This window comes from Kitasatospora fiedleri, assembly GCF_948472415.1.
Taxonomy (GTDB): Bacteria; Actinomycetota; Actinomycetes; order Streptomycetales; family Streptomycetaceae; genus Kitasatospora; species Kitasatospora fiedleri.
This window is the reverse complement of record NZ_OX419519.1, coordinates 5973551-5991036: the sequence shown is the minus strand read 5'-3', so window position 1 is coordinate 5991036 and position 17486 is coordinate 5973551. Positions and strand designations below refer to the sequence as shown.

Below are 17486 nucleotides of genomic sequence, written 5' to 3'. Positions count from 1 at the left end.
CGTAGCGGTTGCCGCCAGGTCCTGCTGGTGGCGCACAACGTCACCTCGGCGACCCGGCTGCTCGACGTCGTCGGCCTGTTCCGCGACGACCTGCGCGTCCAACTGACGGCCACCTGCCCGGGCACCTCGCCCTTCCGCTCCGGCCTCCCGGAACTCCTCGCCGGACTGGGCGTCCCGGTCCTGCCCTGGGACCAGGCCCTCGCCCTCGCCCCGGACTTGGCGATATCCGCCAGCTTCGGCGGTCAACTCCATTGCTTCAAGCGGAAGTTGACCGTCCTCTCGCACGGCGTCGGATACAATAAGAAGCTGGCGGAGCCGGGAGCCGGGAGCCGGGAGCCGGGAGCCGGGAGCCGGGAGCCGGGAGCCGGGAGCCGGGAGCCGGGAGCCGGGAGCCGGGAGCCGGGAGCCGGGAGCCGGGAGCCGGGAGCCGGGAGCCGGGAGCCGGGGTGTTCCTGTGTTCGGGCTGTCGCCGGAGTGGCTGCTCACCGACGACGGGGTGCCGATCGCCGATGCGCTGGTGCTGTCGCACCCCGACCAGGTCGACCGGCTCGCTGCGGCGTGCCCGGAGGCCGCGCACACGGCGGTGCTGGGCGGTGACCCGTGCTTCGACCGGATGCTCGCGGCCCTCCCCCGCCGCGACGCGTTCCGCCGGGCGTTCGGGGTGCGGTCCGGCCAGCGCCTGCTGGTCCTGAACTCGACCTGGAACCCTACCTCGCTGTTCGGGGACGGCGGCCCGGACGACGTCCTGCCGCTGCTGCTGTCCCGGCTGCCGGAACTGCCGCTGGACGAGTACCGGGTCGCGGTCGTGCTGCACCCCAACGTGTGGCACGGCCACGGCCCCGGCCAGGTCCGGCTCTGGCTGGACGGGGCGCGCCGGGCGGGGGTGACGCTGGTGGACCCGGTCGCGGACTGGCGGCAGGCGCTGATCGCGGCGGACGCCGTGGTGGGCGACTTCGGTTCGGTGAGCTACTACGCGGCGGCCCTCGGCACGCCGGTCGTCCTGGCGGCCACCGGGCCGTCCGTGATCGACGACGGGTCACAGGTCGCCGCGTTCGTCCGCGCGGCGCCGAAGCTCGATCCGCACGCCGCGCTCGGCCCGCAGGTGGAGGAGCTGATCGGCCGGGGTGACGTACCCGCCGGTCCGGCCGCATCGACCACGTCCGACCCGGGTGGATCGGCCGGTCTGCTGCGGTCGCTGTTCTACCGCTTCCTCGGTCTGCCCGAGCCGGCCGCGCCCGCGCTGCTGGACCCGCTGCCGCTGCCCGCCCACCAGCCGCCCGTGGTGACGGCCCCGGTGCGGGTGCTGACCCGCGCCGGGGCGGACGGTGCGATCGAGGTACGGCGTTTCGCGGCGGTCCGCTACGAGCCGGCGGGGTCGGGCGAGGCCCACCTGGCGGTGCACGAGGACACCCTCGACCCGGGCGTGCTGGCCCTGGCCGACGTGATCGTCCGGCACGGCGGCGCCGACGACCCCCGGCTCGGCCCGCCGCTCGCCTGGGCCGAGCAGGTGCTGCGCCGCCACCCCTCGTGCACGCTGGCCGTGCAGGTGACCGGCCCGGGCACCTGCACCGTCCGCCACCGATCGGGCGCGGCACTGGAGTTGGCGGGCCCCTTCGACGGGATCGCCCCGGCCGCGGCGGCCTCCGCGCTGCTGACCGCCGGGCCGGTGCCGGGGGTGCTGACCGTCCGTTCCGGCGGTGCGACTCACCGGGTGACGGTCACTCCGGCTCGTTGACGCACAGCTCGCGCAGCACCCCGACCGGCATCAGGTGGAAGGTCGCACCGCCGCGCTCCAGCAGCACGGCGGCCTCGTCGAGCAGCGGCAGCGCGTCCGGTCCGCGCCGCTGCTCGATCAGGGTCTGCGCCAGGTCGGTCAGCGCCCGGGCGAGGTTGTACGCCTCGCCGGTGCCGCGGAAGAACGCCACCGCCGCCGCGATCGCCGCCCCGGCCGGCTCGAACCGGCCCAGTCCGCGCAGCGCCCGGCCCCGGTGCCGGTCCAGTAGGGCGCGGGCCCGGGGCAGGTCCGCCTGTCCGCTGTCGCCGTCGCCGATCCCCGCGAGCAGTCCGGCGGCCCGGTCGAAGCACTCCAGTGCCTCGGCGTACCGCCACTGGCGCAGCCGCAGCAGTCCGAGCGTCTCCACGGCGGTGGCCTGCCCTCGCAGGTGGCCGTCCTTCTCCTCGGCGTCGGTGGCCAGCACGAGTTGCTGCTCGGCCTCGCCGTACTCCTGCAACTCGGTGAGGGCCAGGGCGAGTTGGACATGCATCCGGGCCGCCGTCCGGGCCTCGGTGCCCGGCAGGCCGGCGGCCCGGGCCCCGGCCCGCAGCGCGGGCAGCAGTTCGTCGTGCCGCCCCGCCTTCAGTTGGAGCGCCCACAGCGCCTCGACCAGTTGGCACACCGTCCCGGGCTCGGCGAACTCCTCGGCGGCGGCCACCGCCTCGACCAGGTTGGGGAGTTCGGCGCCGAGCACGGCCAGCGCCGCGGCCTCGTCCGGGTAGCCGCCGGGGCCGATCTCGGCGTACAGCGGTCCGAGGTGCCAGCGCTGCGGCAGGGCGGCGTGGTCGGCGCCGACGGCCAGGCGCAGGTAGTGCTCGACGGCGCGGTGCACGGCGGTGGCGCACGCCGCGAGCCCGTCCTCCCGCACGGCGGCGGCCTCGGCGTGGCGGCGCACCGCCGGGCGGTAGCGGTGCCGGCCGTCGAGCGCGGTCTCCAGCAGCCCGGCGGCGGCGAGTTCGTCGAGCGCCTCGGCCGCGTCCGCCTCGCTCAGGCCGGTGGTGGCCGCGGCGGCCCGCAGGTCGATCGCGGGCCAGTGCCGCAGTGCGCAACGCCGGTACGCCAGCGCGGCGTTCGGGGTGAGGCGGGCGTACCGGTCGGCGGTCGCGGCCTCCACCGGGTCGGTGAAGGTCTGCCCGGCGAGCGCCCGCTGCGCGATGTCGCCCAGCCCGGAGGAGGCGGCGGCGCGCAGCGCGAACGGCGAGCCGGCGCAGCGCTCCAGGACGCCGGGCAGGGCGGCCTTGGCGGCGGTGACGGCGTGCTTGCCCGCGAGGTCGGTGAGCAGGCGGCGGGCGTCCTTCTCGGCGAGCGGGCCGACGGCGACGTTGAGCGCGTCCAGCCCGGCCAGCGGGCGGCGGGCGGTGACCACGGTGAGCACGCCGGGGGCGGCGGTGAGCAGCGGCCGCACCTGGGCGGCGGAGTGGGCATGGTCGAGGACGACCAGCAGGCGGCGGCCGGCCAGCAGTTCGGCGAACCGCTCGGCCCGCCGTTCGAGGCCGGCCGGCAGCTGCTCGGCGGGAACGCCGAGCCGCCGCAGGAAGCGCCGCAGCACCGTCGCCGGGTCCACCACGCCGCCCGGCCCGGCGGCGCGCAGGTCGGCGTACAGCTGCCCGTCGGGGAAGCGGTGCGCCTCGCGGCCGCCCCAGTGGATCGCCACCGCGCTGGTGCCGATGCCGTCCGGGCCGTGCAGCAGCACCTGCCGGGGGCGGCCGTCGGCCTTGCGCCCGGCCTCCTTGTCGAGGGCGGCGAGCGGCCCCCTGCGGTCGGTGAAGTACCGGGTGGAGGCGGGCAGCAGCCGCGGCACCGCCCCGGTCGGGCCCTGGGCACCGTCGGCCAGGCCGCTCATCCAGGCGGCCAGCGCCCTGGCCCGCTCCGGGTCGTGGCGCGCCCCCTCCACCAGCCGCCGGGCCAGTTCCTCGCACTCCTCCGCGCCGACCGGGGCCGCGACCTGCCGCCCGGTCACCCGCTGCGCGAGGTTCCCGACCGCCTCCCAGGCCCACTTCCCGGCCTCCCCCGCCATCGCCGAGCCGACCGCGCCCAGCACCCCCGTGACCGCCGTGACCGACAGCGGATCGATCATGCCCCGCACCCCCAGAACCGTGCACGGCCGGCACCGCCGCCCGCGTACACCGCTTGACGCCCCCACCGTAGCCTGCCAGCCACCCTCCGTCAGCACGCTGCGGACGGCCGGTGGCGGCTCGTCCTCGACCCCGCCGAGGCCGAGCCCTCCTACGGTGACCCCACACCTGGCGCACCCCGCCGGACGAACTCGCTGACCTGGCGCGTCGGTTCGCGCTGGTCGCCGAGCAGGCCCTGCCCACCTGGCAACCGGAGGAGCACCGCGGCATCAGCCGGGCCGCCGACCTCCGCCGGGTGCACGCCGTGCTGATGCACCTTCCCGAGGTGACGGCCGAGACGAAGGCCGCCGTCCAGCGCGTCGTCCGCGGCGCCCGGCGCAACCCGACCCGCCCCACCGCCTACAGCCACCAGGACCGCGACGACCACCAGCAGTTCACGAAACTGCTCACCGACATCACCCGGATCGTCACCGACCCGGTGCCCCGGCCGTCCGCCACCCGCCGCGCCGCCCTCGGCGACCCCGTCGAAGTGACGTCCCGCCGACTCTCCGCCGTCGAACCCGGCGTCCTGACCGCGTACCCGGACCAGCACACCGGCAACGACCGACCGGTCGCGAAGGCCCTGCTGTCCCGCGCCCAGCGGGGCGGCCGCCGAAGCGAGCCCCCCCTTCCCCGACCTCCTCGCTCGACACTCCGACCCGAAGCGGGCCCTGCACACCCTCACCCGCGAACTGCGTCGCAGGCTCGGCGGCGGCCCCGCCGACCGCGAGTCCTGGGTCCGGCACGTCCTCGCGCTGCCCCACCACGACCGCGAGACCGTCCTCGCCCTCCCCGCCCGGACCGCACTCACCGTCAACGGCCCCCGCCACCGCAGCAGCACCCACCCCGCCGTCCTCGCCCCGGTGACCGCCGCACCCGGCGACGGCACCCGGGCCTGGCAACGCTTCGCGGACAGCCCGATCAGCCACGCCGGCCCCACCGCCTGGCTCCGCCTCGGCGAGGTCCTCGACGCCGCCGCGCACGGAACCCCATGGCCGCAACCGCCCACGTCCCGCTGACCCGCCGACCCGCTGACCCGCCGACCCGCCGACCCGCTGCACGATCACCGAGCTCGTTCGAGCGGCACGGAAGTGACGGGGTCTCAGGCGGGGAGTCCGACGGGGCGTTCGTGGTTGCGGCGTTGTGGGATGACGACGGCGGTGACGAGGAGGGCGCCTTGGGCGACGTTCTGCCAGCAGGCTCTGATGCCTCGGACGGTGAGGCCGTTCTCCAGGCCGCCTGCACCGGCACCGGCAGCCGGCACTGGCGGTTCACCCCCACCGGCAGCGGATACACCGTCACCAACCAGCAGAGCGGCCTGCTCCTCACCGCCACCGCCACCGCCACCGCCACCGCCACCGGCGACAGCGCCCCGGTCACCCAGCAGCCCGCCACCGGCACGGCCGCGCAGAACTGGCAGCTCACCCGAGCCCGTCCACCGGCTGACCGGGTCCTGCGGTCGGACAGGTCAGCCGGTGGGCAGCGGGTTCGCGGGTTCCCGGGGCTCGCCGTGGAAGACCTGGGCGGCGTGCCACGCGCGGTGCCGGTCCGCGACCGGGGGGACGCCCGGCTGCGGGCCGATGACCGGGCGGCCGGTCAGGGCGAGCACCTGCTGCCGGCTGGCCTCGCCGCGCCCGACGAAGTGCCGGGAGACCAGGACGCGGTGCCCCTCCCCCAGCCCCAGCACGCCCTTGTCGAAGAGCTTGTGGTGCAGCGAGCACAGGCACAGGCCGTTGTCGACCTCGTCCGGCCCGTCGAAGGACCACCACCGCACGTGCGCCGCCTCCAGCCCGACTGCGCTCGCGCCCAGCATCCCGTCGTAGCCGCAGAACGCGCACTGGAACTCGTAGGCGGTCAGCACGAGTTCGCGCATCCGCCGGTCCCGCTGCCGCCGCGCCGCCCGCTCCCGCCCGCCCGGAACACCGCCCGTCACCCCCTCGGTGTCGGCCAGGTCCAGGTCGAGCCCGACCGCCTCGCACAGTTCGGTGTGCAGCGACGGCGGGAAGTGGAAGTCCAGCAGCACCCGGGCCAGCCGCCCCAGCAGCGCCGGGTCCCTGCGCAGCGCCGCCCGCAACTCCGGCGCGAGCCGCCCGGTCGCGCCGCTGGAGCGCAGCACCCCCACCCCGCTCCCGGGGCTCCCGGGCCCCCGGTCGGTCCCGACCTCCCACACCCCGTCGCTGACCAGGTGGTGGAACGGGTAGGCGGGGGTGGTCGCACGGGACGGCCCGTACTCCTCCAGCAGCCGCTTCAGCTCCGACTCGACCGCGCTGTACCGCAGTTCGCCGTCGGCGTCGCGCTGGTAGCTCCCCAGCGCGTACAGCAGCAGCAGCGGTTTGTGCGGCGCCCGGACGCCGTTGCTCGTCCACCGTCTCAGCTTCGCCACCCGCTCCAGCCAGTCCATGGCCGCCCAGCGTACGGCGGAGCACCGACACGGGGTGGCGACACGGAGCGCCGACACGGGGTGGCAGCCGGGCCGGACGGGCTCAGTGCGGCGCGTCCCGGGTGATGGCGTTCATCCTGCGCATCACGTGCGGCCCGGTGGCGGTCCGCTGACTGGGCACCAGATCCATTTCCTCGCCACCCCTCCGAGCCTGCGGCGCCGGCACGGCAGCCGTCGGGCGCACTCTACCGGCGGGTCACTCCGATGAACCGGGCCGTGCCCGTGGACACGGGCCCACGACGCCCCGGCACCCCGACGCGACACCCACCGGTCCGGGGCACCCCGTGCGTTCGGTGGACGCGGGAGGAATCCCCGGGCAGCGGAGACGTGTATCTGCTGCTGACGGCCCGCGCCGACCGCTCCGCTCCCGCCGCTGTCCGACCGGTCTGCCCACGCTCCCGTCGAGGGGCCGCAGCCGCGCAGCCGCTCGCCACGGTGGCAGTTCCTTCGACATCAGCTCGCCGTTCGGACCCGGGACCCGGACCCCGAGTGGCTTCCCTCCCGGGTGACTTCAGCGGCGGGACGGCGGGACGGCGGGACGGCGGGGCTCGCACCTTGCGCCGCCCCGGCCACCGTCAGGCCAGGGCGGCGGCCAGGCGCTGCGGGAGGGTGTCGTAGGGGCGGCAGTCGACCACCGGGAGGCCGTGGGCGCGGGCCTGGGCGGCGAGCCAGTGGGAGTAGCGGGCGCTGATCGCGGCCCGGGCGGGCTGGGGGCCGCACTCCGGCTCGCGGTGGGCGTAGTTTGCGCCGATCCGCGCCGGGTCGCCCTCGTGCAGGAAGACCGCGTGCAGGCGCCTGCCCTGCTCGGCGGCCTCGGCGGCGGCCCGGACGGCGGCGGCGGGGGTGAGGTAGTCGCCCTCGACGACGGCCGGCACCGGCACGCTCAGCCGGTTGCGCACGACGCCGAGCACCGCCTCGTCCACGGCCTGCGCGGTGGCAATCTGCCGCTCCAGCACCCGCTCGGCGCCCAACTCCCGCTCCGGGTCGCGGAAGCCCGCGAAGTGGTGCAGCGCGGGGTGGGTGGCCGGGGTCGTGGCCGCCTGGAGCGCCGCGACGACGTCGTCCAACTCCACCGTGAACGCCCCGCACGAGTCCGCGAGTCGGGCGGCGGCCCGGCTCTTGCCGACACCGGAGGCACCACCGATCAGCAGAACGTCCCAGGGGCGGTGATCACTGCGCATGCACCCACCGTAGGCGACACGGAGCACCACCCCGGGGGCGGGTGGGCGGACCGCCCGATCGACGGCTCCCGGACGGCAGCGGCACGCAACGGCGGCCTTGGCGGACGGAGTTGGCGCTGTTGGCGAATTCACCGGACAGGGCCGCGCGGTGGCGGCTGATCTTGATCTGGGATCGTTGTCGTGGATCTTCGAGGATGTCTTGGAGCTGGGTGGTGATGCCTGGGGAGGGCGTCGATGGCGCTGCGGACGCGCGCGTCGCAGGGTGTTCCGGAGGGGGCCGTGCGGGTGGCTCGCGCGGCGTCTCCGAAGGGCAGCATGCCGATCCGGATCCGGGAAACGCTGGGGCCGCTCTTCACCGACGAGAGCTTCGTCGCGTTGTTCCCCGGGCGGGGTCGGCCGGCCCTGTCGCCTGCCGTGTTGGCGCTCGCCCGCGTCTTCCAGTTCGCCGAGGGGCTGTCGGACCGCGAGACCGCCCAGCCGGTACGCGCCCGGATCGACTGGAAGTTCGGGTTGGGTCTGGAGCCGACCGACCCCGGCTTCGACCACTCGGTCCTCAGCGAGTTCCGCGACCGGCTGATCGCCGGCGGCGCGGAGAGCCAGATCCTGGACACCGCGATCGAGGCCGCGGCCAAGGCCGGCCTGTTGCGCGCCCGCGGCCACCAGCGCACCGATCCACGCACATCCTGTCGGCCGCGCGAGACCTGAACCGGCTGGAGACTGGCCGGCGAGACCCTGCGCGCGGCCCTGAACGCCTTGGCCGCGGCCGCGCCCAACTGGCTCGCGGAGCACACGGACGACCAGGTCTTCGAGCGCTATCGGCGCCGCATCGAGGAATACTGGCTGCCCCGGACGGCCAAGGACCGCATCGCCCTCGGGCACCAGACCAGCCAGGACGGCATGCGTCTGCTCGAAGCCGTTTTCGCTGTCGACGCCGAACCGTGGCTGCGGCTCGTGCCCGGTGTCGAGGTACTGCGCCGGGTCTGGGTCCAGGAGTTCCAGGTCGAGGAGGGCCAGGTGCGCTGGCGCAAGCCGGACAACCCGCCCCCGGCCGCGAAGCGGCTGGCCACCCCGTACGACGTCGAGGTCCGCGGCGCATCCAAGCGGGAGACGGAGTGGCAGGGCTGGAAAGTGCACCTGACCGAGACCTGCGATCCGGACCGGCCCAACCTGATCACCCACGTGCTGACCACCAACGCCACCGTTCCCGACGTTCACGCCACCGCGGAGGTCCACCAGTACCTGGCCGCCAAGGAGTTGCTGCCCGGCGAGCACTTCGTCGACTCCGGCTGCGCCGGGCCCAGAACCTGTTCGCGACCAAGCACGACCACGAGGTCGACCTGGTCGGGCCGGTGCAGAAGACTGCGACCTGGCAGGGCAAGGACGGCGCGGGCTTCGCCAGGAAGACTTCGCCATCGACTGGGACAACAAGCAGGTCACCTGCTCCGCGGGGAAGACCTGCCGGAGCTGGAACGAGTCGTCTCCGACGTCCACCGGCGTCCCGACGGTCCGGGTCTGGTTCTCCGTGACCGATTGCGAGCCCTGCCCGTCGCGCGCCCAGTGCACCCGCGGCACCGGCTGAATCGGACGACGCATGACCTTCCACCACCGCGGCGAGTTCGAGGCCCTGCGCAAGGCCCGAATCGACCAGCGGACCGACGAATGGCACCAGCGCTACCACGCGCGTACCGGCATCGAAGGGACCATCGCCCAGGCCGTCCACGGCCGGGACATGCGCCGCGCGCATCACCACGGCCTCGCCAAGACGCACCTGCAACACCAGCTGACCGCCGCCGCCATCAACCTCACGCGCATCGACGCCTGGCTGGCCTGGATCCCCCGCGCGAAGACGCGCGCCTCGCATCTGCGACGGCTGGAGCTCGCCACCTGACGCGCGCGCCGCGCGCCTACGAACAGACCCAGTAGACCGTGTCGCGCGCGATGGACACCGCGCGCCGCGCGGCACTCGCACCTGTGCGGAAACGGCCCCTGTCCTCTGAGAGGGGATCTTGATTGGGGAGCCGAGCTGCGGCAGACGGCCGTTGCGGAGGAGCGGAGTTCAGCGCTGCCCTCGGGCGGCGAGCCACGTTCCTGCGCATCCGCCGATTACGAGCGGAAGCGCATAAAACAGCGAGCCGACCATCGCCAGGGCCAGAAGTTCAAGCAGTCCGTCGCCCGGCTCGGCTGCGTGCAAGGAGCCGGTCGCGGCGGCCGCCACGGGGAGCGCGATGACCCCGGCTGCAACTGCCACTGCCGAAGCCACCGTCTCATGCCTCCGACCAAGGAACCCTCCCAGCAAGAGAGCCGGGATCGAGCCGAAGACGGCCATCTCCGCAGGCGTCCCGGCGAACGAACCTGCCGCCACCAGTGCCCCCCATCCGGCTACCGGCGCCCAGACAGGCACCGGGCGGTGCCCAACCTCCTTCAAGGCCTGATTCCCCATCGCCACCTCCATGCCTCCACGGCTCCCGAGCTCCATCATGGCACAGATTTGAACATGTTCAATATCTGCTGGATCCAGCGAAGATCGCCTTCTAGGGGTGGTCAAAGTCGCTTGTCAATTGGCCAGGATCACTTGTCAGAGGACAGCCCGCGCGAGACCGTCCGGCACAGGCCCGACGGACAACCTCTGCGGCCACCTTGTCGGCCCAAGCTCCCTGGACAGAGCCGTGTTTCCCCTGGACGGAGGTCGGCGCGCGCAGTCCGCAACGGCGGATTCGCCAACAACGTCAACGGAGTTGGCGGTGGGGGTGGAACACGGGAAGTGGACGTGCCGCGTCGAGCAGCGCCGTGGTCCAGGCCCGCGCGCTCCCGCCGGGTACGGGGACGCGGCCCGCGCTACAGGTCGGCCGCCTCGACGGGCACGGCTGCCTCACCGTCGTCGACCGGATCAAGGACATGATCGCCGTCGTCTGCGGCCACGTGTACACCACCGAGCTGGAGAACTTCCTCCACGCCCACCCCGGGGTGCGGCAGTGCGCCGGTTACGGCGTGCGCAGCGAGGGCGGCGGCCACGAACACGTCCGCGCCACCACCGTCCCCCGCCCCGACGCGGAGGTGACCGCCGGGGAACTGCGGGAGACGGTCCGCGACGGCCGCGGCGAGAGGTACCTCCCCGACCGGATCGACTTCGCCGACGCCCTACCCCCTCGCCGACGCCGGCAAGCCCGACAAGAAGGAACCGCGCCTGCGGGCCGCACGGTTCGCGCCCTCCGCCGCCACCCCGTAGCGGCGGTGCGGTCAACCGGCGACGGTGACGGTGATCGGGCCGGAGACGCTGGTGACACCCTGCGGGGTGGCGCACTGGAGGAGGTCGGGCGCGGTGTAGGCGACGACCTCCTGGAGCGCCTTGCCCGCGAAGCGGCCGGAGGTGACGGCGCCCGTGCTGGTGACGACGAGCTGCCCACCGGTGGTGAGGACGGCGTAGGTCCCCTCGTAGTGGCTGGTGGTGCCGTCGTTCCAGGTGAGGTCGAAGGCGTCGGGGCCGGTCGGCGGGGTGTACAGGCAGCTGGCGGTGGTGGCGAAGGGTCCGAAACGGTGGTGGCCGGAGGTGACCGGTCCGCCCGCGCAAGTGGTGAGGTCGGAGGTGTTGGTGACGGTGGTCGGCCGGGTGGTGAGGGTGATGCCGGGCTGGTAGGTCTGCACCCCGGTCCCGGCGCAGACCATCAGGACCGGGTCGGCGTGGGCGGCGGGCGTCGCCAGCGCGGCGGGGGCACCGACCAGCAGGAGGGCGGCCGCGGTGCGGGCGGCCGCGCGGAGGTGGCGGTTCATGGGGATTCCTGCCCTTCCAGGTGCGGGTCGTGGTGCGGGGGTCCGGCTCGGGCGGACGGTTCGGGTGTCCGGCTCGGGCGGGTGGTGCCGGAGGACGCGGCCGGGCCGGTGCCCGTCGGGGAAGCTGCCGCCGGAGGTGGCCCGAGCGGAGCCGGGAGCCCGCGCGGACAGCGTGGTCGGACCCGCGACGGCGAGCAGGGCCGCCGCCCCTCCCGGGACGGGACCACCATCGACCGCTGCCCTCGGGACCGCAACGCCTCCCGACCCGAACGAGCAGCACGGCCACTCCCGTGGCTGGTGAGGTGGCGCGGCGGGACGCGGCCCGGCGCGAGAAAGCGGCGCCCGCCCACCCGCGCGCCCCGCCGGTCGGCGCGGCGGCTCCCGGCCTGGACCGGTGCCGCCGGTCGACACCGCCGTACGGACTCGCCCGCCGCGCTACCGGATCGGTCCGGTCCGCCGTGGCCGTCCGCCGGGGGCCGCCGCACCTGCGCTCGTGGACGACCACGGCGCGCGCCGTCAGCCCGCCGAGGTGCGGATCGCGGCGGAGTTCCGCCGTGCCGCGCCCGTTCACCGGGTGGCGGTACCATCCTCGGTCCGGCGCCGCTGCCGGACGGTCACCGGTCGCTCCGCTCGGCCGGTTCGGCCGGTTCGGCCGGTTCGGCGGTGGGGCGCGGCCCGGGGAGCCGGGTGGCGTACTGCTGGGCCTGGAGGAGGTAGGCGGTGCGGTAGCTGCCCGCGCCGGGCCGGTCCCCGTCGGGGTCGGCTCCGTCGGCGGCCATGAGTTCCTCGTGCGTGCCCTGTTCGACCAGGCGGCCGTCCTTCAGGACGTGGATGAGGTCGGCGGAGGCGGAGGCCGCCAGGCGGTGGGTGATCAGCAGGACGGTCAGCCCCTGGTCGGCGAGGCGGCGCAGGCGGTCGAAGGCCCGCACCTCCGCGGCCGGGTCGAGCGCGCTGGTCGGCTCGTCGGCGACGACCAGGAACGGGCGGCGGCCGTCGGTGCCGGTGGTGGTGGCGCGCAGGTGGGTGCGGGCGGTGCCGATCCGCTGCCACTGGCCGCCGGAGAAGTCGACCCCGCCTTCGAAGCCCTTGGCCGCCAGGGTGTCCCAGCCCCGGTCCTGCTGCCGGAGCAGGTCCGCCATCCCGGCGAACTCGGCTGCCGCGCCGAGGACTTGCGCGTCGTCGTGGTGGCCGGGGCGGCCGGTGGTGACGATCGCCCGCAGGGTGAGGGGCCAGCGGAAGAAGTCCTGCGGGAGCAGCACGGTGGAGGCGAACTGCTGCGCGCGGTCGGCGGTCGCGGTGTCGACGCCGTCCCAGCGGATGGTGCCGCGGTCCGGCTGGTACAGCCCGCACAGGAGCCTGGCCAGGGTGGACTTGCCGGCGCCGTTGTCCCCGACCAGGGCCACGATCCGGCCCGTCGGCACCACCAGGCTGACCCCGTCCAGCGACGGCGCGGTGCGGCCGGGGTAGGTGAACGACACGTCCTCGACGTGGATCGCGGCGGGGCGCTCGGGCAGGTCGGCGCCGCCGGTGGGGATGGCCCGGGTGTCGGCCTCGGTGGTGAGCGTCTGCAGGTCGCCGACGTAGAGGGCCTCCTCGAACAGCTGGTTGACGCTGCCGAGCAGGCCGCCGACGTTCGCGGCGCCGGTGCGCACCGCGACGACGGCGGTGCCGGCGGCGGCGAGCGCCAGGTGCCCGGTGGAGACCAGCAGGCCCAGCAGGCCGAAGGTGGCGGCGAAGGCGAGGCCGGAGGCGGCCGCGGCGGCGACCTTGGTGCGGGCGCCGGCCGCGGCCAGGCGGGCCTGCTCCGCGTCCGAGGCCGCGGCCATCCGTTCGAAGTGGTGCAGCAGGAAGGTGCCGACGCCGTGCACCCGGATCTCGGCGGCCGTGTACGTCTGGGTGAGGAGTTGGGCGATGAGCTGGGAGGCCCGCAGGTGCTGGAGCCAGGCCATCATCGAGTTGCGCCGCCGCCGGGCGGTGACGGCCGCGCCCCACGCGCGGGGGCCGCGATCAGCACGAGCAGCGGCAGCAGCACCGGGGAGAGGGTGAGCAGCACGCCGCCGGTGGCGGCCATGGAGAGCAGGGTGCTGAGCACCGCGACCGACTCGGTGGTCAGCCGGTGGACCGAGTTGATGCCGAACCGGGCGGACTCCAGCAGGCGGTTGAACTCCGGGTCCTCCATCGAGGCCAGCTCGACCCGCTGGGACCGCTCCAGCAGGGTGACGGTCGCCGTGCGCTGAATCCGGGGGCTGAGCCGGTCCGCTCCCCAGGAGGACACCGCCGCGAGGACGGCACCGGCGCCGGCGGCGGCACCGGCCACCAGCACGGCGGGCAGCACCGCACGGAGCGCACCGGCCGGACCGGCGGAGGCGAACAGGTGCCCCAGGGCGGCGTTGACGGCGACCAGGGACAGCGCCGCCGCGCCGGCCCGGCCGACCTCGGCGAGGACCACCCCCGCCAGGGCCGCGCGGTCGGCCCGCCAGGCGAGCACCCACGCCAGGCGCAGCATCCCGGGGATCTGCCGGGCCACCGCCCACAGGCCGGCCTGCGCGGTGGTCTCCTCGTGGCGGACGAACCCGCTGTCGTAGCGCATCGGCCCGCCGAACAGCAGCCGCTCGCTCGGGGACGACTCGCCCTCCGCCGGGGCCGCCCGGGCCGGCACCGCCTCACGCCGCCCCTCACGCCGCCCCTCCCGCGGTCGCGGGGCGGGCGGTGCCGGCCGCCGCCAGGGGGTGGCGCAGCGTCAGGTAGTGGGCGGCGGGGTCGAAGCCGAGCTTCCGGTACAGCGGCAGGCCCTCCGGGGTGGCGATCAACTCGACCGAGGAGCAGCCCCGTTCCTGGAGCGCGCCGACCAGGGCCCGGGTGACGGCCTCCGCCAGCCCCCGGCGCCGGTGGCGCGGATCGGTGACGACGGTGTGGACCCGCCCCACCGGCCGTCGGGGTAGGAGGGACCGTTGTAGCCCCGGTAGACGACGCCGATCGCGCACGCCGCCAGCGTGCCGTCCCCGCCGTCCCCACTGTCGGCCACGTAGGCGAGCAGGTGCGGGTCGGTGCCGAGGCGGGCCTGCAGGTCGGCCAGGAAGGTGGCGCGCCAGGCGTCGGTGGCCGCCTGCCCGGTCAGGACGTCGACGCGCAGGCGCAGCAGTTCCTCGGCGTCCTCGGGCACGGCGGGGCGGACGGGACGGACGGGGTGCGGTGTCATCGGGGGTCTCCCCGGGCGGGGAGCGGCGGCCGAGCAGGGTCCGGCGGCGGCCACCTGCCCCGGTGGCGCGGCTGACGGCGAACCCAGTTCCTCGGCAGGGGAGTTGACGGCTTCCAAGATGTCCATGGCCCCGCATCCTGGCCGTGTTCGCCTCGCTCGCTCAACCCGGGCGGTTCCGGGGCGAGGCATGGTCGAAGGGAGGTTTTCGATTCCGGACGCCGACCGACCGCGCCGCCGACCACCCGTCCGCCCCGAACGGCGAGCGGGGCGGGCTGGGCGGGGCTGGGCGGGCGGGAACGGCGGCCCGGCCGGCCGGGGGCGATCCGTGGCCGGCCGGGCTGCGGTTCAGGTTCCGTACGTCTCGAACGACCACAGGGAGTAGCCGTAGCCGGTGCCGCGTGCGGTGGCGTACAGCCGGACGTAGCGGCCGGACCCGGAGAGGCCGGTGAGGTTCTGCACTCCTCCGGTGCCGGTGGTCGTGGAGTAGACGGTCGTCCACGTGGAGCCGTCGTTCGAGGTCTGGATCTGGAAGGCCCGGGCGTAGGCGGCCTCCCAGGACAGCTTCACCCGGAGACCTGGCGCGTGGAGCCCAGGTCGACCCGGAGCCACTGCGGGTCCGCCGCCGCGCTGGACCAGCGCGTCCCGGGACTGCCGTCGGTGGCCAGGCCCGCGGTGAAAGCCGTCCCGGGCTCGACGAGGAGGCCGTGGTGGGCCGGTTCAGGGCGAGGTCGGCGGGGGTGACGGTCCAGGTGAAGGAGGTGCTGCCGGAGGTGCCGCTGGTGGCGGTCGCGGTGACGGTGACCGTGCGGGTGCCGGGGCCGGTGGGTGTTCCGGTGATCGTCCCGGTCGACGGGTCGACGGTGAGGCCGGCAGGCAGGCCGGTGGCCGAGTAGGTCAGCGGGTTGCCCCGGGAGTCGTTGGCGCTGATCCGGAGCGATGCCGCGGTGCCGACCGCGCCGGACTGGGGGCCGGGGTTGACGACGGTGACGGTCTCGGCGCCGGCCGCGCCGGACGGGGTGAGTGTCAGGGTCTGGTCGGCGGCCGTGCGGGTGCCTCCGACGCTGCTGCCGGTGGTATTGGTCCAGTTGCGGGCCGGCGTGGTCTCGACGAGTCGGCCGGAGGCGGAGGACATGCCGAGCACCAGGCCGCTGTAGCGGTTGACGAGGCGGAACGTGCCGCTGGGCGAGGTGTTCTTCAGGACGAACCACTGCCGGCCGACGGTCGGGCTGCCGGACACGGTGGTGGCGGTCGGCGCGGTGCCCCAGGCCCGGTTCGCGGTGGAGGACGAGTCGACGCCCAGGGCCTGGCCGGTGGCGGCGTTGGTGACGGTGAAGGAACCGTCGCCGTTGCCGGTGAAGGACCAGGACTGCAGGGTCGATCCGTTGGCCGCCGCGGACGTGGTCGCGCTGCTGCCGGAGACCTGGGTCAGGACCTGGCCGGAGCCGTTGCCGATCACGTAGGTCCTGGAGGTGTCGACCGGCGGGAGGGCCGGGGACGAGGAGCCGAGCGTGATGTCGGTGTACCCGCCGAAGTTCCCGCACTCGATGACGCAGTAGTAGCGGAAGGTCTTGCCGAGGATGGTGGAGTTGGTGGCGTTCGCGCCGTCGACCAGCCAGCGGTACCACGAGGCCTGGGTGTGGCTGCCGGAGTCGGCGGCCAGGTACCACTTCTGGGTCGACAGGTCGTCGGTGACGTAGAACTGCTGGGGCTTGTTGCTGGACTGGTCGGACTGGGGGGTGGCGATGTACAGGCCGAGGTAGGCGCTGTAGGAGATGTTCATGACGGCCAGGGGCGAGCTGGGGGGCAGCGTCCCGGCGGCGATCTGCTGGTCGACGTTGCCGGTGTTGGCCGGGTTGTAGTCCTTGGCGACGGGCGTGTAGCCGTTGGGGTTGGCCGCGGTGGCGGGGACCAGGTTGCTCTCCAGGCCGCCCACTCCGGGCTGGGACCAGGAGCCGTCGTACCACTTCTGCCAGGTGCCGGTCGCCATCTTGCCGGACATCGGCGCGCGGGCGATGTGGGTCAGCCAGTCGGTGCTGCCGCCGGCGCCGCCCTTGGGCACGATCCGGGTGCTGTAGCCCACGTAGAAGTAGCCGGAGGCCTGGTCGACGAAGAGCCGCGGGTCGCCGTCGCCGTAGGCGTAGGTCTGGTTCGGGAACGCGGTGGTGTCGTTGCGCAGGGTGCTGTAGGGGGAGGTGATGGCGTGGCCGGTGATCGTCCAGACCTTGCCTAGTTGGTGGAGACGGCGTAGTCGATCGAGTCGTAGTGCAGGCCGTCGCCGAACGGGCTGCCGGTGAACTCGTTGTGCACCAGGCCGTACCAGTTGCCGGTGTCCGGGTCGACCCAGGTGCCGATCAGGTCGCAGTAGTTGGGCAGCGAGTAGCCGCCGCCGGCGGTCGCGGTGACGCCGGTCGGGCCGTTGTCGCAGCGCCAGACCGTGTTGGCGTTGCTGTCCCGGGGGTTGGCGGGGTCGGCCGCGTTACTGAGGGCGGTGTTCTTCGAGGCGGTGTCGAAGTTGGTGCCGCTGTAGAACTGCCAGTAGTGGTGGGGGGAGTCGGCGCCGTCGTACTGCGAGAAGGACTCCTGGAAGTAGAAGGTGCCGTCCTTGTCGATGTACGGGGTGGCGGGGCTGTCGGTCCCGAAGGGGAAGGAGCCGCCCGATCCGATCGAGACCGTGTAGGTGGCGCTCGGGGGCGTGGCGGATGCCGTGGCGGGCGCGCCGAGCGCCGCGGCGCCGGCGAGGAGGGCGGTGACGGCCAGGGCCGCGGCGCGGCGGGCCGCCGGGCCGAGGCGTGCGGCGCGCCGGGTGGGGGATCTCATGGGTGGTGCTCCTCCGATCAGAGGTGCTGCACGTGGGGGGAGGTGCGGGCCGGCCCGCTGTCGCGCGGGTCGGGTCGTGCTTCCACCGGCCGCTCCGGTGCTCCGGCTCCCGCGCCGTCGAAGGCCGTGTCGGCGGCGGGTGCCGGTCGCCGTGGAAGGAGGTGGAGTTCTCGGGGGGTGTTGCACCGAGCGT

At 74.8% G+C, this 17486-nt stretch carries 15 protein-coding genes and 4 pseudogenes; 5 read left to right on the top strand and 14 right to left on the bottom strand.

What is annotated here, in order from left to right; translation table 11 throughout:
- Window positions 1–454: 454 nt before the first annotated feature.
- Window positions 455–1735 (top strand): hypothetical protein, encoded by a 1281-nt coding sequence (locus tag QMQ26_RS27180; RefSeq protein ID WP_318552051.1) that lies wholly within the window; start codon window positions 455–457, stop codon window positions 1733–1735.
- Here the strand turns inward: QMQ26_RS27180 and QMQ26_RS27175 are convergent.
- Together QMQ26_RS27175 and QMQ26_RS27170 are read right to left on the bottom strand one after the other, a co-directional pair.
- Window positions 1719–3851 carry a tetratricopeptide repeat protein gene (locus QMQ26_RS27175; protein WP_282203010.1) on the bottom strand — a complete coding sequence of 711 codons (2133 nt, stop codon included), beginning with the start codon at window positions 3849–3851 and terminating at the stop codon, window positions 1719–1721. The two genes, QMQ26_RS27180 and QMQ26_RS27175, sit on opposite strands and share 17 nt — an antisense overlap.
- A 149-nt stretch (window positions 3852–4000) precedes the next feature.
- A complete protein-coding gene (locus tag QMQ26_RS27170) occupies window positions 4001–4441 on the bottom strand; it encodes a hypothetical protein (protein ID WP_282203009.1) in 441 nt (146 codons plus the stop codon).
- Between the two features lie 310 nt (window positions 4442–4751).
- Here QMQ26_RS27170 and QMQ26_RS27165 point away from each other — a divergent pair, with 310 nt between their 5' ends.
- Both QMQ26_RS27165 and QMQ26_RS38365 read left to right on the top strand, forming a co-directional pair.
- Entirely contained in the window at window positions 4752–4907 is a 156-nt protein-coding gene (locus QMQ26_RS27165; RefSeq protein ID WP_282203008.1) for a hypothetical protein, read from the top strand.
- Window positions 4880–5263: pseudogene (locus tag QMQ26_RS38365) on the top strand (RICIN domain-containing protein); the annotation flags it as partial. The gene QMQ26_RS27165 and the pseudogene QMQ26_RS38365, both read left to right, overlap by 28 nt.
- Before the next feature lie 93 nt (window positions 5264–5356).
- Here the strand turns inward: QMQ26_RS38365 and QMQ26_RS27160 are convergent.
- On the bottom strand, window positions 5357–6289 hold the full coding sequence (locus QMQ26_RS27160) for a phosphorothioated DNA-binding restriction endonuclease (RefSeq protein ID WP_282203007.1): 933 nt from the start codon (window positions 6287–6289) through the stop codon (window positions 5357–5359).
- A 614-nt stretch (window positions 6290–6903) separates the two neighbouring features.
- Window positions 6904–7509 carry an AAA family ATPase gene (locus QMQ26_RS27155; protein ID WP_282203006.1) on the bottom strand — a complete coding sequence of 202 codons (606 nt, stop codon included), beginning with the start codon at window positions 7507–7509 and terminating at the stop codon, window positions 6904–6906.
- Window positions 7510–7743: 234 nt separating this feature from the next.
- On the opposite strand from QMQ26_RS27155, the pseudogene QMQ26_RS38360 reads away from it, so the two are divergent.
- A pseudogene (locus tag QMQ26_RS38360) lies at window positions 7744–9397 on the top strand (IS1182 family transposase).
- A 168-nt stretch (window positions 9398–9565) separates the two neighbouring features.
- On the opposite strand, the gene QMQ26_RS27140 reads toward QMQ26_RS38360, so the two are convergent.
- Entirely contained in the window at window positions 9566–9961 is a 396-nt protein-coding gene (locus QMQ26_RS27140) for a hypothetical protein (protein WP_282203004.1), read from the bottom strand.
- A gap of 383 nt (window positions 9962–10344) precedes the next feature.
- Entirely contained in the window at window positions 10345–10527 is a 183-nt protein-coding gene (locus tag QMQ26_RS27135; RefSeq protein WP_282203003.1) for a hypothetical protein, read from the bottom strand.
- Here QMQ26_RS27135 and QMQ26_RS27130 point away from each other — a divergent pair.
- A pseudogene (locus QMQ26_RS27130) lies at window positions 10474–10596 on the top strand (hypothetical protein); the annotation flags it as partial. The gene QMQ26_RS27135 and the pseudogene QMQ26_RS27130 overlap by 54 nt on opposite strands.
- Window positions 10597–10746: 150 nt before the next feature.
- On the opposite strand, the gene QMQ26_RS27125 reads toward QMQ26_RS27130, so the two are convergent.
- The 8 genes and pseudogenes from QMQ26_RS27125 to QMQ26_RS37525 all read right to left on the bottom strand — a co-directional run bounded on the left by QMQ26_RS27125 (window position 10747) and on the right by QMQ26_RS37525 (window position 17293).
- On the bottom strand, window positions 10747–11277 hold the full coding sequence (locus QMQ26_RS27125) for a hypothetical protein (protein WP_282203002.1): 531 nt from the start codon (window positions 11275–11277) through the stop codon (window positions 10747–10749).
- A gap of 614 nt (window positions 11278–11891) precedes the next feature.
- Window positions 11892–13226, bottom strand: a complete 1335-nt coding sequence (locus QMQ26_RS27120; protein ID WP_282203001.1) for an ATP-binding cassette domain-containing protein — start codon at window positions 13224–13226, stop codon at window positions 11892–11894.
- Window positions 13226–13936 carry a hypothetical protein gene (locus QMQ26_RS27115; protein ID WP_282203000.1) on the bottom strand — a complete coding sequence of 237 codons (711 nt, stop codon included), beginning with the start codon at window positions 13934–13936 and terminating at the stop codon, window positions 13226–13228. Before QMQ26_RS27115 ends, QMQ26_RS27120 begins: the two co-directional genes overlap by 1 nt.
- A gap of 16 nt (window positions 13937–13952) precedes the next feature.
- A complete protein-coding gene (locus tag QMQ26_RS27110; RefSeq protein ID WP_404814215.1) occupies window positions 13953–14153 on the bottom strand; it encodes a hypothetical protein in 201 nt (66 codons plus the stop codon).
- Complete coding sequence (locus QMQ26_RS27105) at window positions 14084–14476, bottom strand: GNAT family N-acetyltransferase (RefSeq protein ID WP_282202998.1); 393 nt, start codon at window positions 14474–14476, stop codon at window positions 14084–14086. Before QMQ26_RS27105 ends, QMQ26_RS27110 begins: the two co-directional genes overlap by 70 nt.
- 563 nt (window positions 14477–15039) lie before the next feature.
- Window positions 15040–15141 carry a discoidin domain-containing protein gene (locus tag QMQ26_RS38750; protein ID WP_449768979.1) on the bottom strand — a complete coding sequence of 34 codons (102 nt, stop codon included), beginning with the start codon at window positions 15139–15141 and terminating at the stop codon, window positions 15040–15042.
- 131 nt (window positions 15142–15272) lie between these two features.
- Window positions 15273–16256: pseudogene (locus QMQ26_RS38355) on the bottom strand (RICIN domain-containing protein); the annotation flags it as partial.
- A 446-nt stretch (window positions 16257–16702) separates the two neighbouring features.
- Window positions 16703–17293 (bottom strand): hypothetical protein, encoded by a 591-nt coding sequence (locus QMQ26_RS37525; RefSeq protein WP_318552050.1) that lies wholly within the window; start codon window positions 17291–17293, stop codon window positions 16703–16705.
- Window positions 17294–17486 lie beyond the last annotated feature (193 nt).

Bases quoted from the DNA above. Each gene is read 5' to 3' on its own strand.
- QMQ26_RS27175 (WP_282203010.1), bottom strand. From the start codon at position 3,851: ATGATCGATCCGCTGTCGGTCACGGCGGTCACGGGGGTGCTGGGCGCG.
- QMQ26_RS27160 (WP_282203007.1), bottom strand. From the start codon at position 6,289: ATGGACTGGCTGGAGCGGGTGGCGAAGCTGAGACGGTGGACGAGCAAC.
- QMQ26_RS27155 (WP_282203006.1), bottom strand. From the start codon at position 7,509: ATGCGCAGTGATCACCGCCCCTGGGACGTTCTGCTGATCGGTGGTGCC.
- QMQ26_RS27140 (WP_282203004.1), bottom strand. From the start codon at position 9,961: ATGGAGGTGGCGATGGGGAATCAGGCCTTGAAGGAGGTTGGGCACCGC.
- QMQ26_RS27125 (WP_282203002.1), bottom strand. From the start codon at position 11,277: ATGAACCGCCACCTCCGCGCGGCCGCCCGCACCGCGGCCGCCCTCCTG.
- QMQ26_RS27120 (WP_282203001.1), bottom strand. From the start codon at position 13,226: ATGGCCTGGCTCCAGCACCTGCGGGCCTCCCAGCTCATCGCCCAACTC.
- QMQ26_RS27105 (WP_282202998.1), bottom strand. From the start codon at position 14,476: ATGACACCGCACCCCGTCCGTCCCGTCCGCCCCGCCGTGCCCGAGGAC.
- QMQ26_RS37525 (WP_318552050.1), bottom strand. From the start codon at position 17,293: ATGAGATCCCCCACCCGGCGCGCCGCACGCCTCGGCCCGGCGGCCCGC.